We start from the raw sequence: 22,873 nt of genomic DNA, 5'->3' as shown, positions 1-22,873 counted from the left end.
TAACGATGAATGGTAATCCAACGAAAGACATATCTAATAATTCTATCAAATGGTGGTGGCGTAGTATTGATCAAAAATTAATTATTGCTGCCGTCATTTTATTTGTTTTTAGTTTAATGTTAGTGACCACTACTGGTACCACAATAGCTAATAGGGTTGGGTTAAGTAAGCATTATTTTGTTATAAGACAAGCAATATATCTAGCCTTAGCTGTGGTGTTGATTATTTTTTTCTCATCAATTTCCAAAAACTGGTTAAAAAGATTTTCGATTCTAAGCTTTATTATCTGTATAATAATGTTAATTCTAGTTAAATTTTATGGATATGAAGTGAAAGGCGCTACGCGTTGGATTAACATTCTTGGCCTATCTATGCAGCCTTCCGAATTTATCAAACCTTTTTTTGTTGTGATAGTAGGGTGGATATTATCTCTTAAGTTTAAAGAGAATTTCCCAAGTTTTTTTGTTTGTTTAATGCTCTATAGTTTAGTTGCTTTATTATTGATTATTCAGCCTGATTTTGGCATGCTAGTAATGATTACTTTGGTTCTAGGGGTCCAGCTTTTTATTGCGGGAATGCCAATATTTTGGATTATACTTGCTACTTTTATGGGGCTAGTAGGTATTATAGTAGCGTATTTTTGGCTACCTCATGTCACAAAAAGAATTAACAGTTTCTTAGATCCAGATAGTAGCGAGAACTACCAAGTGAGCAAATCAATTCGAGCATTTGAGCATGGAGGTTTATATGGTCGCGGTCCTGGTGAAGGAGCAGTGAAACAGGTACTACCTGATTCTCATACTGATTTTATTTTTGCCGTTGCTGGGGAAGAATTTGGAGCTATGATTTGCCTTATCATTATTGGAATCTTTGCTTTTATAGTAATTGGTAGTATACTAAAACTGATAAATGAAAAGGATAAATTTACTCAATTAGCGGCCAGTGGGATTGCAGTGCAGTTAGGCTTACAATCTGTAATTAATATGGGAGTGACATTACACTTGTTACCAACTAAAGGTATGACCCTGCCATTTATTAGTTACGGGGGTTCTTCTACACTCGCCACTGCCACTGCCATAGGTATGTTATTAGGTTTTACTAGGCATAAAACTTCTTTGACTAAATATAAAATTCAAAATATTGATATATGAAAACAATAGTTGTAGTCGGTGGAGGGACAGCCGGGCATTTATTTCCTGCTATTACTTTAGGGGAAGAATTAATCAGGCGTGGTTATAAGCTCCATTTGTTTACTGATATTAGATGTCAGAAATATATTACTAAAGATTTAAAATTAATCGTACATATAATCAATATTAGACTCTTTCCTAAAGGTATAATTAATAAACTGAAATTATTTATATCTTTATTATTGGTAACGTTAAAGTTAGTATTCTTGTTAAGCAAAATCAAACCTTCAGTTATAATTGGCTTTGGTGGATACCCAACTTTTGCGCCATTGCTGGCAGCTTTATTTTTACGTATTCCTATAATAGTGTACGAACAAAATTGTTTCTTAGGAAAAACCAATAGATTTTTCTTAAAATATGCAGCCAAGGTAGCGCTGACTTATGACGATACTCAAAATTGTACTGATTTGGATAGTAACAAGAAAATAGTGATCGGTAATATTGTGCGGGAAAATATTAGAAACTTAGAGATAAAAAATGATTTTAATCATATTCCTTTTAGGATTTTTATTTTTGGTGGAAGTCAAGGAGCAAAGTTTTTCTCCATTCTAATACCTACGGCAATTCAAATCTTAGTTACTGCTAATCCTAATATTCAACTGCATGTCACAGAGCAAGCAGCGCTAGAAGACCATGCCAGTATTATTGGGGTTTATAGTAATTTAAAATTATCCTATAAATTGGCCGATTTTTTCTATGATATGCACTACCAATATTTAAATCATGAATTAGTAATAGCAAGGGCAGGAGCATCAACTATTGCTGAACTGAGCTATATAGGGCTTCCTGCGATATTTATTCCCTTGCCTAGTGCTGCTGATAATCATCAATTTTATAATGCACGGGCATTAGAAGAAAGTGGAGCAGGGTGGTGTTTTGAGCAAAAAGACATTACTGCGTCTATATTAGCAGATAAATTATTAGTGTTAATAAAAAATCGTGATATATTAAAACAAACATCTTTAGAATTGTTAAAAAGAAAAAATGATGGTACTAAAATTTTAGCAGATGCAATAGAAAGAGTTGTGAGTTAACTCTTATACCAAATTGCTTTCTTCACATTAGGTCGTCGTATTTCGGGATTCGTCGTGCTCACCTAGATCTCCTAGGTTCCGCGCGCCTCACCACTCATACTCCTACTACTGTCTTGAAAGCAACTTGGTATTATTATTTGTGACCCATCGGGTTTAACAAATCAATTGTATCAGTGCCATGAAAGTTGATAAAAGGATAATTAGGTATGCTTATGTTAAAGAAAATTATTATTAATGTGTTGGGATTATGTCTACTGTCTGGTTGTACTGACAATTTTCGAGGATATTTTAAAAGATCAGCTAATAATAAATTGATAGATAGAACAGGCTTTGAAGGTAGAAAACGCCCGCCGCTTTATAATAAAAAATATATAGCAACTGCCAAAAGGAATGTGGTAGAAGAAAATTTTGATGATGAGGAAGAAGAGTTGCTTAGAGAGGATGAGACAGAAACAATAAATCCAACTTTAAGGAATCGGAAAATGTATCTCAAAATGATTAAGCAAGATATGGAGCATATTAAAGATAAACCATCGCCTAAAGAAACAAGAAAAGGGGCTGCTAGGTTAGCGGTAGCCAATAATAAAGTCAAAAGTAAAAGCCAAGATGATGCTAGTGTAGGGATGCAAAAGCAGTTAGAGAATATTAAAGCTCTCCTCAATGAAACTAAGCAAGAATTGGAAAAACATAGATGTCCTGGTACTATTTTGCCACAGGATGATAGTATCAAAAATTCTGAGATAATATTTCCTAACAAATTAGAAGAAGGAAGAGTTGAACAAAATAATAAATTAGATCGGAATAATCTTAAGAAATCTGAGATAAAAAAGAGATTTTTAACTGAAGATTTTGATGAACCAATAACAAATGAGTCTTTACCACCTCGTAGAATAAATAATACTATTATAGAAGAATATGAGAAGACAATAACTCCCCCGCGTGAGATATAACTTCTTCAATTCACTACCTATATCTCATTATACCATAAAACTATTAAATCATAGTATATATACTCGATGAAAATCAAGAATTGCATTGTCGTCTTCAGGGTTTAAGGTAGCAACGTACTAATATGTACTGCTTTTGCTCCTGCTACTCTTGATTTTGATTCTATCGTCTATCAACTCTTCAGGTGAGAGCAGTATTCTCCTCTTCAGATAAATTTTACAAAAATCATCTATAAAACTATATAATTCTGTGATATCTTTTTTCATGTCTATGCTGTATTTAACTTGTTCAAACACACTATTTAACGCAGGTGTCATGACCTTGCAACCCCTATTCTAATCAACTATTTCTTCTTACCTTATCCCGAATTCGCGTAAATCGTAATATTTATATAGATAGTAAATATCATAGTACCCCACAGATTTTACAGGAGGGTTAAAATAATAAATTGAATAAGTGACTGAGAGTCACTAATCTCCGCTGAGAAACAAGCAACAGGAGGTATTAATGGACTCTCAATCACTATACCAAATATTATACATATTTTTAGATTGGCACCCAGCACGAATTAAAACATTTGCAGAATTAATTTGTGCAGTAGTAAAAGCTAAAACTGTGAGAATCAAAGAATTAGCACTGTATGTCGCTTCTAAAGGCAATTTGCATGCCAAGATTGTTAAAGTTGAGCGTTTGCTTTTAGAACAAAATATGTGCTTTATCATAGTACCCCACACTTATTGTTGAAGTTGAAAGGCATGCATAATGTGTTTTCGTAGTAATGAAAACAACATAGCAGGGGTATCACTTAACGAGTTATAAAAATAATCTTTTATCCAATCAAATCCGTAAGTAAATAATGAGTATAATTTACGACCATGTTTTTTGATCTTTATAGGATAAATTTTGTTCTTAATGTCACCAGCAAGCACGCAAATAGCTAAGGATAAAGATACTATTGCAAATAGTTTTTCCAGCTTTTTTTGATCTGTAATGTGGGTATCTTCAATATTAAATCCAGATGACTTGAGAGACAGAAAAGGTCGCTCAATGCTCCACCTCTGCTTATATGCTAGCAAAGCACATTCACCAATAAGCACATTACTAGCAATAAATAGTTGCTCTCTTTCTAATTGCAAACAAGTTATTTTAATTGCCATACCATTGTAAATTTTGCTTTCTATAGTTTTAGTGTCACCCATTTGCATATCGGCAAAACATTTATTCAACTTCATCTTGCCACCGTTGAAATGCTTGACCTTCTCACTTTTTCTTAGCCTGATAGCAAAAGGTAATTTTTGGATTCCACCCATATATTGCAACCATTCCTCACCAACAAATTCCCGATCGGCAAGGATAAGCTCTATCATTTCCTTAGGTATAATTGTTAAAATTTGCTCAATCAATTTCTTTCTTTCATTAGTAGAAGAGTTGCCTTTTTTATCAAGTAACAACCATGCTATAGGAATTGAAATATTACCATAAACGATAGTTGCAACAAAAAAATTCAAATTTTTAATACCAAATTGCCAGCTGGTTCTATCTATGGCAAGGCTAATTTTACCTGTTAGACAGAGCAATTTAACAATAATTTTCCCTAAACTTATAAAGCACATATTTTGTTCTAAAAGCAAACGCTCAACTTTAACAATCTTGGCATGCAAATTGCCTTTAGAAGCGACATACAGTGCTAATTCTTTGATTCTCACAGTTTTAGCTTTTACTACTGCACAAATTAATTCTGCAAATGTTTTAATTCGTGCTGGGTGCCAATCTAAAAATATGTATAATATTTGGTATAGTGATTGAGAGTCCATTAATACCTCCTGTTGCTTGTTTCTCAGCGGAGATTAGTGACTCTCAGTCACTTATTCAATTTATTATTTTAACCCTCCTGTAAAATCTGTGGGGTACTATGGGAGAAGGTATGTTGTTAAAAGAAATACTTACTTCTTTTTTAAGATTCTCTATATATTTATTAAGGTGTTTGTGCTTATTCTTAGAATTTCCTCCTTTCTTCTTAATCTTAAAGCTTTTACTTTCCTTCTTTCTCAAGTATTTTTCTCTCTTAAAGTCATCCGCCGCCTTCTCTATACTTGCTTCCGTAGCCTTTATCATACCTACAATATACTCAGAATCTGCATTTGTGTTATTATCTGAAACGCTGTAACACAGTCGATATACCGCCCGTTGATATGCAAGTTGTTGTTGTTCTCCCACTGCAATAGGAAGAGGTAAGGGGGTGTTCCCGTTTTTGTGATCTTTTGGTGTATTATTTAAGTCATTCAAAAAGAGACTAGCTAAAGAATCGCTTTCAATATTTTTTTTAGGGCTCCAGCTCTCAAAAGGTTCAAGCGAAGAAAAATTAGCACGACCACTCGCTTGTGCGGCAGTGATGAATATAATTGCCAAATTACTCTTTATAAAAACAATAAGGCAATATTTCAGCAGACTAACTCTACTCTTTTGCTTTGAAGCATTGGTTCCAAAAAGGTGCCAGGAATTCGTGCGCTCAGATAATATACCTACCTTCCTATCACTCCCCCCTTGTTGTACGTTCCAATTTTTAGAGTCATTTGAGAATATATTAAATCTCTTGCTCATACCTTACTCAAGTTAGTTAATGATGTTTTAAGCTGTTAGATTAGTGGGGAACGTTAATTAAATTGTTTATTAAAAAGCAATAGATATATTAAAGTACGTATGAATCATATATCTTGACTATTACGAATAAAGTCTGATAAATAAATTACCTTACCATATTGTTTGGATGAAAAACTTTTTGATTCTAACATTTCAAAGTGGCGTATCCCAAACGCAAATCCTAGAGATACTGGAACCATAATAATTAATATCCCCCAATGACCACAATATTTGGTCAAATACACTATCCCAAAGAAAGTAAGAAGGTGCATAACAATACGCGACAAAGCAAATAAGATACTAGCGTAAGTAAAACGTTTGAATATAGGAAAGTGTTTTAAGGTAATTGAAACAGCGGGCATTATATCAATTGCAACTAGGACAATAGATGATTGTATTACTAATAAATGAAAGGAAGTACTTATATGACTTATTAAATAGGGAAAACACAATATAAGAATAAAAAATATAATCATCCTAACTTTCACAATCTTTAATGGATATATTCTATAACTTAGAAAAGCAAATAAAAATATGCCCAGTAATTGTATTATTGATACAATAAAACTCTGATGAATTACTTGGGCAGAGTTGAACCCAAAAGTAGACTTTAAAATAGTTCCACAATAAATATACGAAAAATAAAAGCAGACAGGGTAGCCACATGATATTAGAAAATAAGATAATATTGTTTGCTTACTAACTTTTATGTGATCAGTTAGATTACTTGTTAATTTTGTATTCCTATTAATTTTAGCTAATTCCTTTTTAATTTGATATTTTGCTTTAATAAATTCTGGTGTTTCTCGTAGCGATGTTCGCGCTGCTATGCCAATTATTGCTACTGCAGTACCAATCCAAAATGCTAAACGCCAATTAAGTTGAAAGGAAGTCACAAGCGAAGCAATACATAAAGCAGTGGCCCCACCTGCAACAGTAAAAACTGAAATTAGTGTTACCAGTAAATATTGTGCAGGACGTTTTGTTATTTCAATTATATAAAGCTCTGCCCCTATTAGTTCACCCATAGAAGCCACTCCTTGTAAACCACGACAAATTATAACTAATATGGAGGCGGAGATTCCTATTTCTTTATAAGTGGGAAGGTTAGCCATAATTAGGCAAGAGATAGCCATAATAAAGGTGGTTATCGTAACAGTGGCCTTACGTCCTATCTGATCTCCGATATATCCAAAAATTAGTGCCCCTACAGGCCGTAGTAGATAAGTAGTACAGAAAGAAACAGCGGTAATAATAGAAGTGGTATGAGGATCTAGCTGAGGAAAAAATAATTCATTTAACAATACAACCATATGCACATAAAGCATCAAGTCAAAATATTCTAAGAAAGTACCGATATAGAGTAACCCTACAGCTTCTTTTTGCCATCTTTTTAAAGAGGTAATAGCTCCTTCATTATTTAGTGCATATTCTTGCATCGACAATATTGCTAAATTATTAGTTACTAAAATGTCTTATATGTTTTTGCCTACTAGCCTAAAATTTCTCTATCACAAAGAACAAAGTAGTGTGTATAGTGCTAAATTGGGCTAATTTCCCCAGCGAATATCTTCCTAATAACTTACATAACTTGTAAATAGGCTATTGTTAATTAGGTAGATTAGTTTTAAATTCTTAATAAGAATAAGATAGTAAATAAACTATTTGATATAAAATGTGGCGCATTTACGATATATTATATATTCTGCCCTTAGTAGCGGTTGTTTTTCTTTCATATTGCCAATGATCTGCTGTCCCATGCTTGGCATACTCACTCATGGTGTGGGTGCGTATTTGAATCTCTATATTTTTTTGCTCTGGCCCTATAACTACAGTGTGCAAAGATTGATAACCATTAGGTTTTGGAGAGCAAATGTAATCGTGCAATTGTTCTACCCCACCTTGATATTTATTATGTATAACCTTAAGTGCCTGATAACATTGCTGTAAATTATCAACTATAATTCTAAACACTAGAATATCGTATAATTCTTTTACACGAACATTTTGCGGTCGCAGTTTTAACCAGATAGAGTAGGAAGTTTTAATTTTACCGAATATTTTAGCTTTGATACCTTGTGCCCTCAAAGTATCATGTAATACATGCACGGTTTTAGCTATTGAAGCTTTGATATCTCGACCAAAGATTGTATATAATCGTCTCACAATATATTCTTTCGTGCCTGGTAGTATGATCATAAAACAAATTTCCTGCAACTCAGCTGCAATTTCTTTGAACTCAAGTTTTTCCATTAACGGGATATAAATTTCCATGATTTCTAAAACAGTAGTAATATGTTGCTTAAGTGATGGATTTAAGTTAAAGACACTAATATCATGTACTAAGTAACTTAGCTTGATACATAATACTTCTTTAATCATTTTTTCTGACATTAGCATTAATAAGTCATAAAATTTCTGACCTTGAGTACTGTCATAAGGTAAATAATTAATTGTTGATAACTTAATAACCGCTTCTACAATATTTGCTACTTCTCCACCAAAATTATTAGAAATTTCTTGTAACTGCAAAATAGCCGTGGGCAAAGTGGCTTCCTTTAAAGTGCTAAATAACAACCCTGCAACGAGTGTATTAGTAGTTGGGTAAATTTCTAGAAGAATGGCAGTTATTTCAAATAGATAAGCGCTATAGTGGCCACGATAAATAATATAATCTATAGCTTCTTGTAATTTTTCTTCATTAAGCTTAACAATACTTTGAGTGAGCATAAATATAATATTTGTAATATTGAATTATGCGACTTTCTTGCTAAGTTTAGGGAAGTGATTTTACTGAATCAGCAAATAAACATATAAAGCTTCCCTTTGATACAGTGATATTGGGAGCTAAAAACCATGCAAACAATCATACCCTATCACCTTCACGCAGAAAAGCGCTATTGTATAGTGATAAGACTCCCAGCATAAAGCACAAGGAGTCCGATATTACAGTTCAGAACAAACCGTTGTTTGTATGGCGTTTTTAGTACCAAAGTTATTAACTTTAATAGAAATTGTAGAGCTCGTCAATATTTAATTAAAATTTATTAATTATAATTAATTATTCTTCATTGCTTATATTATCTTTCTCTCTTCTCTTAATTAGTACAGCATAATCCATTAAGTTTCTGACATTATTATAAAATTAATTTAGTAATAAGATATTAAGAACATAAAATTTTATTATTAGAATGAGTAAGCCATATCCGTACGCACTAAGAATAAGAGCCTTAAAGCTAATAGGGAAATGGTATTACACATAGTTGATTATAGTTTTATTGAATATATAACATATTATATATTTTACTGCGTTACTTTAACACGAAATCAGCCACTCTTTAAGTTTAGAATAACGCTGGATGTGCGTTTTATCTTGAACTGCTATAGCTATAGCCTTCTTTTGGCCAATTAGTATCACTAAACGTTTTCCTCTGGAAATAGCTGTATATAACAAATTTCTTTTTAACATGATATAACTTTGGATAGTAATTGGAATAATGACCGCAGGATATTCAGATCCTTGAGATTTATGAATAGTTATAGCATAAGCCAACGTAATCTGATCTAGGTCATTATAATCGTATATAATATCACGTTTATCAAATGTAATAACTAATTCCTGTTCGATATTATCAATATTTTTAATTATACCAATATCTCCATTATAAACCTCTTTATTATAATTATTCTCAATTTGCATCACTTTGTCATTAATTGCAAAATACTGGCCAAACTTAAAAATTCCAGCTTCGTAAGTAGGATTTAAGGCTTTTTGTATCTCAATATTAAGAACTCTAACTCCAGAGTTGCCTCGTTGCATTGGGGCAAGGATCTGAATATCATTTATGGGATTGAATCCAAATTTTTGAGGGATACGTTCCTTAATCAAATTAATTATTTTAGTTAAGAGATCATCACCTGGCTCTGCATTAACGAAGAAAAAATCTGAACTCTGAGCAGGTAGTAAATCAGGCATTTGCCCATGGTTTATTTTATGAGCATTCTTAATAATATTACTAGCAGCTGCTTGCCTAAATATTTGTGTTAGCTTAATGGTTGTTATCACGTTCGAATTAATAATATCGTGTAAAACTTGCCCTGCGCCAATTGAAGGTAGCTGATCAACGTCACCCACTAGTATTAAGGAGATATTTTTAGGTAAAGCTTGCAGGAGTGAATAAAACAATGAGACATCAACCATAGACATTTCATCAATAATCAGATAATCACATTGCAGTAAATTATCTTTATTGTACTTGAAACTACCATGATTAGGGTCAGTAGCTAATAAGCGATGGATTGTTACTGCTTCTAGCTTGGTAGTTTCTGCAAGTCTTTTTGCCGCTCTACCTGTAGGAGCGCAGAGTTTAATAATTAAATTTTGTGTTTGTAATACTGTTAGTAGTATGTTAATTAGTGTTGTTTTACCCGTTCCAGGCCCACCTGTAATGACCATCACTTTGCTCTGCAAAGCGTGAATTAAGGCTTGCTTTTGATGTTCTGCTAAGGAAATATTCAGCTTATCTTCTACTGATGCGATAGCTTGTTGGTAATTTATCTCGTTACAGATAACAGACTGCTTGTTTAAGGCAAGCAAAGTATTAGATATGTATTTTTCATATATGTAATAAGATTTTAAAAATATAATTCTGTTATTAGCTATAGTATCTAGAATAATCAATCCTGCTGCACTCTCCATATTAACTGCTTCTATTACCAGATCTAGATTTATTCCAAGAAGTTGTCTGGTTTTTTGTATTAGTGTATCTTGCGGTAATCCACAATGCCCTTCTGAAGTTGCTTCTAAAAGCACATGTTTAATACCTGCTCTTGCTCTAATAATTGAGTTTTCTGCTATACCAATATTTTTAGCAAGAATATCCGCAGAAATAAAGCCTATACCTCTTATGTCTTGTGCAAGTCTATATGGGTTTTGTGAAACAATTTCTATTGCCTGCTCTCCATAAATCTTATAAATACGGGTTGCTCTATTGGTACCAATGCCATGAGATTGCAAAAATACCATAATCTCACGTACCATTTTTTGTTCATGCCAATTTTTACAAATACTGTCTGCTCTGACCTTGCCAATGCCAGAAACGGTAGATAATAAATGAGGTTTTTGTTCAATGACTTCAAATACTTTATCACCAAATGTGTTAACTAATTTTTCAGCGTAGTAACATCCTATACCTTTAATTAAACCTGAAGCAAGATATTTTATTATTCCTTCTATGCTGCTTGGAGGTAACGCTTTAATAAAAGTTGCTTTAAATTGTTGACCGTAATTATGGTCATTATACCATATACCACTGCATTGAATATATTCTCCTACGGTTATACTAGGTATATTGCCAGTGATTGTTACTAAATCTTTATAATTCTTTACTTTGATGCGTAAAACACAAAAGCCATTTTCAGGACTATGGTACGCGATACGTTCTACAATGCCAGAGAGATATTCTTTGTGATTTTGAATGTTGGTCAATGAATATGACTATTTTCTTATTAATATCTTAATTTTAGCGCAATAGCTCTGTTCTTAGCAATTAGAATAAGCTTTACTTGAATAATAAGTCTATTTTGGCTGCTAGAATAAAATCATTTTCGGTAAGACCGTCAATTTTATGTGTCCATATTGCAACGGCACATATTCCCCAGGCAATCATTAAATTAGGATGATGAGCTTCGGCTTGTGCAAGCGTTGCAATATGATTGGCAAAATTCATAGCGCTGATAAAGTTTTTAATGGTCGTTTTCTCCATTTTAGTTGGTCTAAGGGTGATAAATGATAAATCCACTTTAAGTATTATACTAATTATGATATGTATGATGTTGTTTTACATTAGTTTTGGCATTGGTATCCCAAATATACTCAGTAAAGGCACTCATGTGCTATCAAGATACTATAGGTGCTGCTAGTTCAATATTTGTCTTTGGTATTGGCGCATTGCTACTTAACTCGTTACTTACTATGCCCCTTTATTTTTTAATAATTAGTTTGCTGATGGTAAGCTGTACTAAATATATTACCAATAAAATTATTGCAAGATGAATCATCCAGTTTCCTTTCTGTGGTCAGTAATAAAACCATACAAATACGCATACCTCATAATGATGATTGCCCCATTTGCCAATGGTGTATATCCGATTATGTACAATTATGCTGTAAAGCTTTTAATTGATTTATTTACTCAGAATCAGCATATTACTTTTATGCAAAGCTGGCAACCAATAGCATTATTCGTAGGAGCACAAGTTATTCTTGACACCGCATGGCGCGCCCATAATTTTGCTCAATTAAGATGCATGCCGTATATTTTGCAAAATATATTGGATAAAGCTTGCAAACATTGCTTTAATTTATCATATAGTTTTTTTCAAAATAATCTTTCTGGCTCAATTGTTGGCAAGATAAAGGGCATTGGTGATCACTACTTTAATATGCATCAAGCTCTTGAACATCAACTTAGTAAACCGCTATTAGTTACATTATTTTCTGGAATTGCCTTGTCTTTCACTAATATAAAGATATTTCTTTTTGTGGTGATATTTATAGCTATTTACTCACCACTAGCATTTATCTTTTTTACAAAGCTTGCTAAAATGGAGCAAGATAAACTAGATTCTTATTATCATTTATTTGGAACAGTAGCAGATCGTGTTGCCAATATTTTTACAATTTTTTCTTTTGCTACAAAATATCTAGAATTACAAAAGATTCGTGATTATTACGATAATGTACATAATCCCCTAATGATCAAATATTATAAGTATGATTTAATTATCTCCATAATAGTATGCCTATTTTTTTGGGCATTTTTAATATCGCTATTTTGCTATGTTATCCATATGCGAAATAGCGGCGAAATTTCAATTGGTGATATTGCCTTCGTTATGTCCCTGACATTTTTATTTACTGAAAATTCTTGGATTGCCTCAATGGAGGTTAAAGATTTTTTGGAAAATATAGCTGCTTTTCGTTCTGCTTTTACAGTGATGCAAGTTCCTCAAGATACAATTGACAAACCTAACGCTACTGAAATAAAAATCTCCAAAGGTGAAATTATATTCCAGAATCTCTCTTTCAATTATCAAGGCAATAGCAATATATTAAAAAACCTAAATCTTTCTATCCAGCCAGGTGAAAAGGTTGGTATAGTGGGGCATTCTGGGGCTGGAAAATCAACATTAATCTCTTTGTTGCTCAAAAACTTTCCAGCAACAAATGGCGATATTATCATTGATGATCAAAGCATCTATGATATTTCTGCCGATAGTTTACGTTCTCAAATATCATTAATCCCCCAAGATATTATGCTTTTTCATCGCTCTATTGGCGCAAATATTGGATATGCTAGAGAAAATGCAACCCAAGCTGAAATAGAAAACGCTGCAAAAGCAGCGAATATCCACGAATTTATTAAAAGCTTACCTGACCAATATGCTACCTTAGTAGGCGAAAGAGGTGTAAGGCTAAGCGGTGGACAGCGTCAACGTATTGCCATTGCCAGAGCTATTCTGAAAAATGCACCAATTTTGATTTTAGATGAAGCAACTTCGGCCCTTGACAGCCAAACTGAGCAGGAAATTCAGAAATCAATAAACACCATGCTTGCAGCTAATAACTCTACAGTAATTGCCATAGCACATCGCCTTTCAACCCTAAGGCATTTGGATAGAATTGTGGTGATAGAAGAGGGAAGAATTGTTGAAGAGGGCAATTTTTCAGCACTACTAGCAGTGCAAAATGGTAAATTTAAGGCGCTTTGGGAGCATCAGGTAAATGGGATGCTAGTTTGAAGAGCGTTGCCTTCAACAACCCGCAAGCTACTCTTGCAACATACAGCAGCCAGCCAAACCTCCACAGTCTATCATGCCACAATCGCTCCAACCAGAACAGCAGTCATTATTAGCATCTACTTGATATGTATGAGGTAGAGCTTCTGTATTATCATCCCATGATCCTGCTACCACCTTATTCTGGGTGGGGTTTTTGTAATTAGCGTACTGATTATTTGACCCTATGTACTATTCTCTAATAGACCTCTTGCATAACCTAAAGATAATTGAGGAATTTTTAGGAAAAACGAAGTCGAGTACCGCAACGTACTTAAATTGTACGTGAGGAACGGAGATGAGTTTTGACAACAAAATTACCAATTAGATTAGGTTATGCAAGAGGTCTAATGTTTATCTTCATAAAACAATTATATACTATTGTTTATTAACTATAACCTTATGTACAAATCTACCAAAAAGGACAAATAGGGCGGCAAGTCCTAAGTTAAATATTGCTATTTTCCAGAAGCCTTCTTGATATATCTCCAAAGATTGTAAACAATCGACTTCACCATTTACAGTAGGGATTGACATAAATTTGGATATTATAATTCCAGCCAAATTAGCAAATGCTGCCGCAAGCATTACTATACCCATGACAAAACCTTTCAAGTTTTTAGGGGCAAGTAAGCTAGCTTGCTCTTGAATTAATGGGGCGATACATAGTTCTCCAAGGCTCATAAATGATATAGCAGTGACCAGATATAAATACCCTACTTTACCTTGCAAATCAGCATTTAAACATCCGATATATAGGATGAAAAAGCATATCGGCATAGTTAAAAGACCAAAAGCAAAGATAGAAGTTGCGTATTTCTTGTCAAACTTCATATAGAATCCAAGTAATACTCCTAATATGATTATCGATAAAGGGTTAATGGCTTGAGAGATAGAAGCTGGGATTTTGGTACCTAATAACATACTTACCACATTTCTTTCAGCAAATAAATTAATTAAAGAGCCAAGCTGCATCTCTAACGCAAAGAAACAAGTAAAGAATATTAAGAGTATAGATAACGCTATTAACTTTTTTCTTTGCTCTTTTGACGATCTCAATATCATATAAGCAAATATACCGAAAACTGTTACCCCTATCAGTATAAGAATATTAGCGAAAAATTCACTATATTTAAGCATATTAGAAACTAATATTGCTACAAAACAGCTACCAACAAGCATCATGCTAAACACTGCTTTAGTCATTAGGTCAGGACGTGGTGAGATCCCATTCTCTCCTAAAAGATACTGAAATTTAGTAAAGGTAATAAGCCCTATGAACATGCCAATACCTGCTAGACCAAAACCATAGTGCCAACCATATAAGTAAGCGATATAACTGCATGAAATAGCAGCTAGGAAGGAGCCGACATTTACACTGACATAGAATAAGCTAAATCCTCTACTACGTTCTGGATCGTCCTCTTGATAGCAAGAGCCGAGCAAATTTGTTACATTCCCCTTAAACATCCCAGTACCTACTGCTATTAGCGTTAGTCCAAAATATATTAATTCTGGTTTAAGCTCAACTAATGTCATAGATACGTGACCTGCAGTAATAATAATGCCGCCTAGCATCACCATGTTACGAAATCCCATTAATTTATCGGCTATGAAGCCGCCAAGTACGGGGCCCGCATACCCTATTGCTGCAAATAAAGAATAAATCGCATAAGCTTTTGCATCTTCAAATCCTAAATTAGAAGTTAAAAACAGTACTAATAATGATCGCATACCGTAATAACTAAAACGTTCCCACATCTCAACAAAAAATAATATTTTCAAGAAAGGAGGAAATTTATCTGTTTTTGATAAGTCTATGACTTTACTCATAAAATTTACTTCATATTATAAATGTTAATTTTACATAGATTAAAAAAAGTTAAAATGCTTTAGATTAAGCTATGTACCAAGGAAAATATATTGCTCATTAAGAATTGGATTTTATTTTAAGTAGTAGAGTGAAGCATACAAATAGTAGCAAGAACGCTATCACGCAAAAACAATGCTTAGAATAGGAGCAGTATATAGAATTTAAATTATTTTTTGACTATTAGAGCCAATGAGAACAGAGAAGAGAGGAATGCATGAATAGAGAGGAAGATAAGGAAGCTGTAATATTATTTCTATCTATTAATATTTGCCGATTCTGTGAATCGCTTGGCGCTTTTGACATAAAAACCTAAAATATTGTCTAAAAAAAGTGGTGTATATACAATAAATTTAAAAGTTTTAAAGGTCAAGCTTAATTTACAGATTGTCCGCACGCTAAATAATTCTAGTAAAATTGCCTTCGAAGAATTAATTTATTCATAGCTAAAAAAAATCATGTTTTTAGTTGAATCAGTCAGGAATTCATATTCCTTGGATAACCTTTAAGCGCAAATGCGACTTTTAACCCGCCATGACTATAACTTTGTCCCCTAAACTGTTGCCACATCTCTTATGTAGCAATACATTTAATAGACTTCTTTCCAAACTCTACGGGCGATGGTAATTTGGACAATAAATCTAGGCTCAAATCCTCACATACATTTAAGTATAGCCTTCGTTTAGCTGGTGACGCTTGAATTTAAAGGTGAGGTTGCGAAAACAGTATAAAAGAATAAGTAAGCCTAACAAAAATCCTGCAAAATCAAGTGTCACCAGCTAAACGAAGGCTATACAAGTATGATCTTTATGCAAGCAGTTTATTGAGACCCTCCTGGCTCTGGTGAGGTTGCTGTCATTAATTGAGCTAGCACCTCAACCTCTTCTAGAGATAGTGCTACGTTATTTGAATCTGAAGCGTCAGAAATATTATCTTCTGTATTTGTTAGTTTACTCCTTAAATATTTATAGAGCAAACCAATACCAAGACCACTAATAAAAGTGGCCACTCCTACTAGACAAACTTTAAATATGCCGTCTTCTGTGGTGGTGGCCTTTCCTTCTGCTTGGTGCAAAGCCAAGGCTGTAGGCCGATCTACAGATACTATAAATTGCTTTTGTTGATTCTCGGTTATGCGATAAGATGGTGATCTTCCATCTTCTGGGGGGTTCATAAATCTTTCACGAAAATCAGCATTAGATATTGCAGTCTGAGCTTCCTGTAAGATCTTTTCAGCTTGCACAATTGCAGTTATTTCCTCTGGCGTCTTTATTTTGATACAACGAGTACCAGAAGCTGGGGTATCTATCTTAACAATTTTACTTTGTGCAAGATAAATCACTCCCTGATTATTAATTCCCTGCACCTGATGATTAGTACCATTTGGTTTAACTATTAATAGTGGTGTATTGCCACTATTTAAAACTGGATGTCGCAGGTAATTTCCCTCTAAAGCCATGATAACCAAGGGTCCTTCTATGCTTATAGGTGTGTTACATTCAGAATGTTTAGCAAGAGTTATTAAAGCATTAATTAGAGTTGGAGCATTCCTGATATTAGCAAATGGAGTGTTAAGTATATATTCAGAAGAAAATCTACCTATGGGCGCTTGTGGTATTGGGTTGAGAGGATAAGGTGCAGTGGAACTTGTTGTGTCATGATACAAGGATGATACATTATATACATTATCCTGATTGTCTTCTATTGTTCTTTTATTCCTAACCTCTCTAATATGATCGGCTATAGGAGTGAATTCCATCTTCTTATCAAAATCCGCATTTCCTTCTTCAACATTATCAAAATTTTTAAGGACAGATTGGGCTCTCTTTATTGTGTCATTTGAAAACGCAGTGAAATTCGGCTTTAGAGAAGATTTGGCCTTAGCAGAACGGAAATCGGAGTCACTTGGAGGTATATAACTTGAATTATTATAGAGAGGAGATAGTGAATTAGTTGTAACATTGAAATTTAGCGGCATAATAACCTCTTTTTTAAACTATGTTATACGAATTTTATTAGTAACAAGTCATACTACACTAAGTTTTTAAGGTAAAAGCTTTGTTGCAACCTCATTGCGAACCTGTGTTAGCAGGCATGACAATCCAGACAAAACCTTCCAAAATGCAATAACTTAATTATTTGGAATTTTCCTGGCTTGCCGCACTTTCTAATGTTTGCTCGCAACGACAAGAGGGTTGTACCTCCTATAACAAATGTAGGGTAGTATGGAGGCGCACGAGCTTGCGTGGCTTCAACAAGATGGCACGACCACTGCTTGTCATTACTACTTATAGTACAAGTATTAGCGCCATTATCAATTAATAGATCAATCGCGCGAATAAGTCTAGCATTTTTTAAGAACCAGTCCAAACTTTCTTGTTCCCTTTTTGTTAAGTTTATACGGACCTAACTACCAACTAGATCGGCCTAGTACTACACCATCCTGTCGCATGTATTTACAGGTAAGGTAAAAGCTGATATAAAGGTATAAAATAAAGTTAGCAACCTTAAAAGGTCATTTCAAAACCTAGCATATTGGGCTTAAGTGACTTATTTTTTTATGTTATTTACACTATTGCGATAGCTGTCTACATTTTTATTATGCTCACTGATATTGCTAGCAAAATTATGTCCGCCATTACTATTCACCACGAAATATAAAAAATCTACGTTAGCAGGGTTGACAACCGATTCTATGGACTTCGCACCTGGACAAGAAATAGCTCCTGGTGGTAAATTAAAAACATAATATGTATTATATGGCGAAGGTAACGCTAAGTCTCTTTTAGTCAGCATCCTACCTAGCTTTCCTTGTCCCAAAGTTATAGCATAAATAGTAGTGGGATCTGCTTGTAATTTCATTTGTTTCTTAAGGCGGTTTAAAAATACTGCTGCTACTAAAGGTTTTTCTGAATCTAAATTTGTTTCTTTTTCTACAATGGAGGCTAGAATTAATACATCAAGACGAGTTTTGAGAGGGGAATCGGTAGGTAATTTTTGAACCGCTTTGTCAATTGCTGCAGTCATTAATTTACGCATCTTGTTAATAATTTGTTCTTTTTGATCTCCATATGAGTAATAATAGGTAGAAGGCATTAAAAATCCTTCTGGTACCGCTCCTAAAATCTCTCCCATTAAACGTTCTTCATCGTTAATTTTTTTTATTATCTCACTTACCATTACTCCTTCAGGTATAATTAGCTTATGAACTATTGATTTTCCATGAGCTAATATCCTCAAGGTTTGTATGGGAGAAATATTTTGAGTAAAAGTATATTCGCCACTTTTTAATAAATGTTTTAAGGAGTATATCTTGGCAAGTATAGTAAATAAAGCAGGCAATTTTATAATTTTATTCTCGTATAATATGCTGGTCATTTGCTCAATTGAGAGCTTGGATTTGATTATTATGGTCTTCTCCTCTTTTAAGGAGCCGGGAACAAATAAATAAACTATAGCAAAATTAATTCCGCTAATTAACAAAATTAATATGGTAGTTACTAAAGCAAATTTGATCCTTAATATTTTTTTAAACAATTTAATACCTACAATATAAGGGGAATTTCATAAAATCTAGTTATAGTCAATTGATGAGAAGTTGGTGACGTCGTTACTCGTCGCTCGCCTATTATCTATAGGCTTCGCTCCATCGCGCCTAGCACCAAATTCTCCTGAATTGACTATAGCAGCATATGAATGAGGGGAGTATTATCACTTTGGCTAAGGTAGTGGCTATTTCTCATACCAAATTGCTTTCTTCACATTAGGTCGTCGTATTGCGGGATTCGTCGTGCTCACCGAGAGCTACTAGGTTCCGCGCGCCTCACCACTCATACTCCTACTACTGTCTTGAAAGCAACTTGGTATCAGACTGTGTTCAAAAAATTAAGATGAGATTTCTGGTATATATGTTAACCGAGCAATCGTATTATCTCTACCAATTATAGAAATAATTTCAAAAATACTTGGAGAAGTTATAGAGCCAGTTAATAATGCTCTAATTGGTTGCATCAGTTCTCCCAGTTTCATATCATTATTTTGCGCTATTTCTTTAAACCCTATTTGTATTGCATCTTGATCGAAAGTTGTTATATTTTCCAATGTATAGATAACTTGTTTAACTAGCTTTTGATCATAATGAACAAGTATTTTTTTAGCTTCCTCACGATAGATCAATGGAGAATTAATCAAGTAAATTTTAGCCAGTTCAGCGAGTTCAATTAAATTAGTACTTCTAATTTTTAAACTAGGCATTGCTTTTAGAATATACTCGACTTCTTGTTGACTAATTGTATGATGGCGGCGTAAAATATTAGCAACCCTCTCTGTTAAGATGCGGGGATCGATTTGCCGTAAATAATGAGCATTTAAATTATTCATTTTAGCACTGTCTAAACGTGAAGGAGATTTCCCCAATCCTTCAAGGTTAAACCAGGCTATAGCTTGCTCTCTAGAAATAATTTCGTCATTTTGATGAGACCAGCCTAATCTCAATAAATAATTGCACAAGGCTTCCGGTAAATATCCCATCTCTTGATAAGCCTCAATTCCTAAAGCACCATGTCTTTTTGATAATTTTGCTCCATCCTCCCCATGAATTAAAGGTATATGGGTCATATTCGGTATAGGCCAGTCAAAAGCTTGGTATAGCAGAATTTGCCGCGCTGTATTAGTTAAATGATCATCTCCCCTAATAATATGGCTAATTTGCATGTCATGGTCATCTACTACTACTGCTAGCATATAAGTTGCTGTGCCATCGCTACGCAATAATACCATATCATCAAGATGAGAATTTTCGATTACTACCTCTCCTTGCAAATTATCACGAATAACCGTTTGGCCTTTTCTAGGCGCTTTAAGCCTGATCACTGGCTTAATATCCTTAGGATAAGCAGCAGGGCGCGCCTCCCGCCAAGGGCTATTAAATAGAAAATGGCCTTTATTAACTATTGCTTCTTCTCTTTGTTGATCTATCTCACTTTGTGAGGTAAAACAATAATAGGCCTTGCCTGCCTCCACTAATTTTAATGCAGCTTCTTGGTATAAGTGATTGCGTTTAGATTGGAATACTACTTCCCCATCCCAGTTAAGACTAAGCCATTGTAGTCCTGTAAATATTGCGTCTAGGGCCTCTTTTGTTGATCTAGCTTTGTCAGTATCTTCAATTCTTAGTAGAAACTGGCCATTATTATGTTTAGCAAATAAATAGTTAAATAAAGCAGTGCGAGCCCCACCAATATGCAGAAATCCTGTAGGAGAAGGAGCAAATCTAGTAATTACCTTTGCTTGAGTTGCGTGTGTAGCCATAATATTTTACAATATTTCTAGGTTAAGAGGTTAAAGGAGTTAAATAAGCAAAATAATTAACTTCAATATTATCACTTAATTGCCACTCCTGATTTAATAAATTATAACTAAGACCTTTTAATGCTTTAAGTGCAATATTATTTTTATAAAACATTGAATAAATTTCAGAAGGTTTTAAAAATTTACGGTAATCATGCGTACCTTTTGTTACCCAATGTAAAAAATATTCAGCCATAATAATAGCTAACATATAAGCTTTTAGGGTACGGTTAATAGTAGAAATTATAATCATGCCATTTGGTTTCACTAAATTAGCAAGGTTTTGTATAAAATCCGCGATATTATCCACATGCTCAATTACTTCTAAACATAACACTATCTCATATTGTTTATTATCCGTGATTAATTCTTCAACCGTAGATTTAAGATATTTGATAGATAAGTTTTGTTCTTTAGCATAGATAGTAGCAATATCAATATTACTTTGCAGTGCATCTATACCGGTAATAGAAACATTTTTTATATATTGAACTAAACCAGCGCTCACTAACCCTCCTCCACACCCAACATCCAATATATTTAACTTAAGATCTGGATATTCAGCTTCATTTATATTGAAGTGGGATCTTATTGTGTCCATAATATAAGAAAGACGAATGGGATTTATTTGGTGTAGTATTTTAAATTCGCCCTCGTTGTCCCACCATTCTGTAGCTAGCGGCTCAAATTTTTCTAACTCTAGTTTATTAATAGAAGTTTTGCTAGACATAGTTACTTGCTAATTATACAATTCTCTCTAATATAGCACAAAAATGTTGGTCTACTAACTGTTAGATTAGGTTCTGTTGATAAAATTTCATGTTCTTAATAATATTAACCATCATTCTAATTAGTTTAATTTTTGCGCCGCTTGGTTGTATAAGCCTATGGAAGAAATATGTTTATTTTGGCGACGGGCTAGCGCATGCTAGCTTACTTGCTGGCAGCATTAGTATTATCTGCCATTTTTCTGTTATTTCCTCAGGCGTAATTGTTGCTATTCTCTTTGCCATTTTAGTATTTATTCTAAACAATAAAGCAGTTGGCAGTAGCGTGGTGATTTTAGTATCAAGCTTTATGCTATCTTTAGCGTTAGTAATAAGTTATTTAAAACCAGCGCAAATCAACATTAATAATTTGCTATTTGGCGATATTTTAGCAGCCTCCTTCAATGATATAGGAATTTTATTGCTATTACTGATATTGGTCGTTTCGTTTATTTGGTATTTTTATGATCAAATTCTATTAATTGTGATCAATAAAGATATTGCCAAGATTAAAGGTATAAACGTCCGAATTATTGAATTAGTGTTTTTAATATTTTTATCTTTAGCAATATTTTCAACTATCAAGATAGTGGGTTCTCTTTTAGTCACTAGTATTTTGCTCATCCCGGCCATGACTTCGCGCCTTATTTCTCGTACTCCAGGACGAATGATTATTAACGCCGCAATTATCAGCTTAGCGATAAATTTTATAGGTTTAATTTCTTCCTTTCATTTTGATATTCCTCTTACCCCTATTATCACTTTAATCAATACTATTATTTATTCCCTAATTTATTCTATTTCTTACGTTAAGAAAATCCTCCTCTAAATTTATTAATCTATTAATCTATTAATTTCTCATTAAATTTCTATCGTTAGTTCATGTAAAAAATTAACCATTAGTTTGATAAGCTAACCCACATTGTTACTTAACAACACATAAGTTACAGTTAATTTGTCGATTAGTAAATTAATTATTACAAAATTAATTGACAGCAGCAAAATTTAATATATATTGTCGGTCAAGACAATGCAATTATTAACATCTATTAAAATATTAATAATTTCTAAAATTAATCTATTGACTAATTGTTCCAAAACTTAGTACTTACGCCCCTTATACCAAGTTGCTTTCAAGACAGTAGTAGGAGTATGAGTGGTGAGGCGCGCGGAACCTAGTAGAGCTAGGTGAGCACGACGAATCCCGAAATACGACGACCTAATGTGAAGAAAGCA

Annotated in this window: 19 protein-coding genes and 1 pseudogene; 7 read left to right on the top strand and 13 right to left on the bottom strand. The window is 33.6% G+C overall.

Features of this window, described 5'->3' with window-relative positions:
* The first annotated feature begins 5 nt into the window (after positions 1–5).
* From ftsW to ACFELV_RS04245, 4 genes are all read left to right on the top strand, one after another.
* Complete coding sequence (gene ftsW / locus ACFELV_RS04260; protein ID WP_375326899.1) at positions 6–1,151, top strand: putative lipid II flippase FtsW; 1,146 nt, start codon at positions 6–8, stop codon at positions 1,149–1,151.
* Positions 1,148–2,224, top strand: a complete 1,077-nt coding sequence (murG, locus tag ACFELV_RS04255) for an undecaprenyldiphospho-muramoylpentapeptide beta-N-acetylglucosaminyltransferase (RefSeq protein ID WP_375326898.1) — start codon at positions 1,148–1,150, stop codon at positions 2,222–2,224. Before ftsW ends, murG begins: the two co-directional genes overlap by 4 nt.
* A 212-nt stretch (positions 2,225–2,436) precedes the next feature.
* Entirely contained in the window at positions 2,437–3,174 is a 738-nt protein-coding gene (locus ACFELV_RS04250; protein ID WP_375326897.1) for a hypothetical protein, read from the top strand.
* A gap of 505 nt (positions 3,175–3,679) precedes the next feature.
* The gene (locus tag ACFELV_RS04245; RefSeq protein ID WP_375326287.1) at positions 3,680–3,916 is read left to right on the top strand and encodes a hypothetical protein; all 237 of its coding nucleotides are present in this window, start codon (positions 3,680–3,682) and stop codon (positions 3,914–3,916) included.
* On the opposite strand, the gene ACFELV_RS04240 is transcribed toward ACFELV_RS04245, so the two are convergent.
* The 6 genes and pseudogenes from ACFELV_RS04240 to ACFELV_RS04215 all read right to left on the bottom strand — a co-directional run.
* Positions 3,907–4,986 (bottom strand): IS4 family transposase, encoded by a 1,080-nt coding sequence (locus ACFELV_RS04240; protein ID WP_375326208.1) that lies wholly within the window; start codon positions 4,984–4,986, stop codon positions 3,907–3,909. The two genes, ACFELV_RS04245 and ACFELV_RS04240, sit on opposite strands and share 10 nt — an antisense overlap.
* Positions 4,987–5,041: 55 nt before the next feature.
* Positions 5,042–5,773: a hypothetical protein gene (locus tag ACFELV_RS04235; RefSeq protein ID WP_375326896.1), complete on the bottom strand. Its 732-nt coding sequence runs from the start codon at positions 5,771–5,773 to the stop codon at positions 5,042–5,044.
* A 104-nt stretch (positions 5,774–5,877) separates the two neighbouring features.
* Positions 5,878–7,251, bottom strand: coding sequence for an MFS transporter (locus ACFELV_RS04230; RefSeq protein WP_375326895.1), 1,374 nt, complete (start codon positions 7,249–7,251; stop codon positions 5,878–5,880).
* A 247-nt stretch (positions 7,252–7,498) separates the two neighbouring features.
* Positions 7,499–8,542: an HD domain-containing protein gene (locus ACFELV_RS04225; protein WP_375326894.1), complete on the bottom strand. Its 1,044-nt coding sequence runs from the start codon at positions 8,540–8,542 to the stop codon at positions 7,499–7,501.
* 586 nt (positions 8,543–9,128) lie between these two features.
* On the bottom strand, positions 9,129–11,300 hold the full coding sequence (locus ACFELV_RS04220) for an ATP-dependent RecD-like DNA helicase (protein WP_375326893.1): 2,172 nt from the start codon (positions 11,298–11,300) through the stop codon (positions 9,129–9,131).
* Positions 11,301–11,373: 73 nt separating this feature from the next.
* Positions 11,374–11,556: pseudogene (locus ACFELV_RS04215) on the bottom strand (4a-hydroxytetrahydrobiopterin dehydratase); the annotation flags it as partial.
* A gap of 107 nt (positions 11,557–11,663) precedes the next feature.
* Between ACFELV_RS04215 and ACFELV_RS04210 the strand changes: the two are divergent.
* Positions 11,664–11,867, top strand: coding sequence for a hypothetical protein (locus tag ACFELV_RS04210; RefSeq protein WP_375326892.1), 204 nt, complete (start codon positions 11,664–11,666; stop codon positions 11,865–11,867).
* A complete protein-coding gene (locus tag ACFELV_RS04205; protein WP_375326891.1) occupies positions 11,864–13,615 on the top strand; it encodes an ABC transporter ATP-binding protein in 1,752 nt (583 codons plus the stop codon). Before ACFELV_RS04210 ends, ACFELV_RS04205 begins: the two co-directional genes overlap by 4 nt.
* 27 nt (positions 13,616–13,642) lie before the next feature.
* Here ACFELV_RS04205 and ACFELV_RS04200 read toward each other — a convergent pair whose 3' ends face one another.
* The 7 genes from ACFELV_RS04200 to ubiG all read right to left on the bottom strand — a co-directional run bounded on the left by ACFELV_RS04200 (position 13,643) and on the right by ubiG (position 21,600).
* Positions 13,643–13,789: a hypothetical protein gene (locus ACFELV_RS04200; protein ID WP_375326890.1), complete on the bottom strand. Its 147-nt coding sequence runs from the start codon at positions 13,787–13,789 to the stop codon at positions 13,643–13,645.
* A gap of 240 nt (positions 13,790–14,029) precedes the next feature.
* Positions 14,030–15,484, bottom strand: a complete 1,455-nt coding sequence (locus ACFELV_RS04195; protein ID WP_375326889.1) for a peptide MFS transporter — start codon at positions 15,482–15,484, stop codon at positions 14,030–14,032.
* An 857-nt stretch (positions 15,485–16,341) separates the two neighbouring features.
* On the bottom strand, positions 16,342–17,499 hold the full coding sequence (locus ACFELV_RS04190; protein ID WP_375326888.1) for a hypothetical protein: 1,158 nt from the start codon (positions 17,497–17,499) through the stop codon (positions 16,342–16,344).
* Positions 17,500–17,606: 107 nt separating this feature from the next.
* Entirely contained in the window at positions 17,607–17,891 is a 285-nt protein-coding gene (locus ACFELV_RS04185; RefSeq protein ID WP_375326887.1) for a hypothetical protein, read from the bottom strand.
* A 180-nt stretch (positions 17,892–18,071) separates the two neighbouring features.
* Positions 18,072–19,058, bottom strand: coding sequence for an endolytic transglycosylase MltG (mltG, locus tag ACFELV_RS04180; RefSeq protein WP_375326886.1), 987 nt, complete (start codon positions 19,056–19,058; stop codon positions 18,072–18,074).
* A 348-nt stretch (positions 19,059–19,406) separates the two neighbouring features.
* A complete protein-coding gene (gene gltX, locus ACFELV_RS04170) occupies positions 19,407–20,831 on the bottom strand; it encodes a glutamate--tRNA ligase (protein ID WP_375326885.1) in 1,425 nt (474 codons plus the stop codon).
* 22 nt (positions 20,832–20,853) lie between these two features.
* The gene (gene ubiG, locus ACFELV_RS04165) at positions 20,854–21,600 is read right to left on the bottom strand and encodes a bifunctional 2-polyprenyl-6-hydroxyphenol methylase/3-demethylubiquinol 3-O-methyltransferase UbiG (protein WP_375326884.1); all 747 of its coding nucleotides are present in this window, start codon (positions 21,598–21,600) and stop codon (positions 20,854–20,856) included.
* Between the two features lie 89 nt (positions 21,601–21,689).
* On the opposite strand from ubiG, the gene ACFELV_RS04160 reads away from it, so the two are divergent.
* Positions 21,690–22,466: a metal ABC transporter permease gene (locus ACFELV_RS04160; protein WP_375326883.1), complete on the top strand. Its 777-nt coding sequence runs from the start codon at positions 21,690–21,692 to the stop codon at positions 22,464–22,466.
* Positions 22,467–22,873: the final 407 nt, after the last annotated feature.

The sequence above is a fragment of the Candidatus Tisiphia endosymbiont of Nemotelus uliginosus genome (genome assembly GCF_964264835.1).
Classification (GTDB): domain Bacteria; phylum Pseudomonadota; class Alphaproteobacteria; order Rickettsiales; family Rickettsiaceae; genus Tisiphia.
This window is presented reverse-complemented; position numbering and strand designations above follow the sequence as displayed.

Excerpts from the sequence above, each read along its gene's own strand:
- ACFELV_RS04205 (WP_375326891.1), top strand. The coding sequence starts at position 11,864 with ATGAATCATCCAGTTTCCTTTCTGTGGTCAGTAATAAAACCATACAAA.
- ACFELV_RS04235 (WP_375326896.1), bottom strand. The coding sequence starts at position 5,773 with ATGAGCAAGAGATTTAATATATTCTCAAATGACTCTAAAAATTGGAAC.
- ACFELV_RS04195 (WP_375326889.1), bottom strand. The coding sequence starts at position 15,484 with ATGAGTAAAGTCATAGACTTATCAAAAACAGATAAATTTCCTCCTTTC.
- ACFELV_RS04190 (WP_375326888.1), bottom strand. The coding sequence starts at position 17,499 with ATGCCGCTAAATTTCAATGTTACAACTAATTCACTATCTCCTCTCTAT.
- ACFELV_RS04250 (WP_375326897.1), top strand. The coding sequence starts at position 2,437 with ATGTTAAAGAAAATTATTATTAATGTGTTGGGATTATGTCTACTGTCT.
- ACFELV_RS04240 (WP_375326208.1), bottom strand. The coding sequence starts at position 4,986 with ATGGACTCTCAATCACTATACCAAATATTATACATATTTTTAGATTGG.
- gltX (WP_375326885.1), bottom strand. The coding sequence starts at position 20,831 with ATGGCTACACACGCAACTCAAGCAAAGGTAATTACTAGATTTGCTCCT.
- ACFELV_RS04245 (WP_375326287.1), top strand. The coding sequence starts at position 3,680 with ATGGACTCTCAATCACTATACCAAATATTATACATATTTTTAGATTGG.
- ACFELV_RS04160 (WP_375326883.1), top strand. The coding sequence starts at position 21,690 with ATGTTCTTAATAATATTAACCATCATTCTAATTAGTTTAATTTTTGCG.
- murG (WP_375326898.1), top strand. The coding sequence starts at position 1,148 with ATGAAAACAATAGTTGTAGTCGGTGGAGGGACAGCCGGGCATTTATTT.
- ftsW (WP_375326899.1), top strand. The coding sequence starts at position 6 with ATGAATGGTAATCCAACGAAAGACATATCTAATAATTCTATCAAATGG.
- ACFELV_RS04230 (WP_375326895.1), bottom strand. The coding sequence starts at position 7,251 with ATGCAAGAATATGCACTAAATAATGAAGGAGCTATTACCTCTTTAAAA.
- ACFELV_RS04225 (WP_375326894.1), bottom strand. The coding sequence starts at position 8,542 with ATGCTCACTCAAAGTATTGTTAAGCTTAATGAAGAAAAATTACAAGAA.
- ubiG (WP_375326884.1), bottom strand. The coding sequence starts at position 21,600 with ATGTCTAGCAAAACTTCTATTAATAAACTAGAGTTAGAAAAATTTGAG.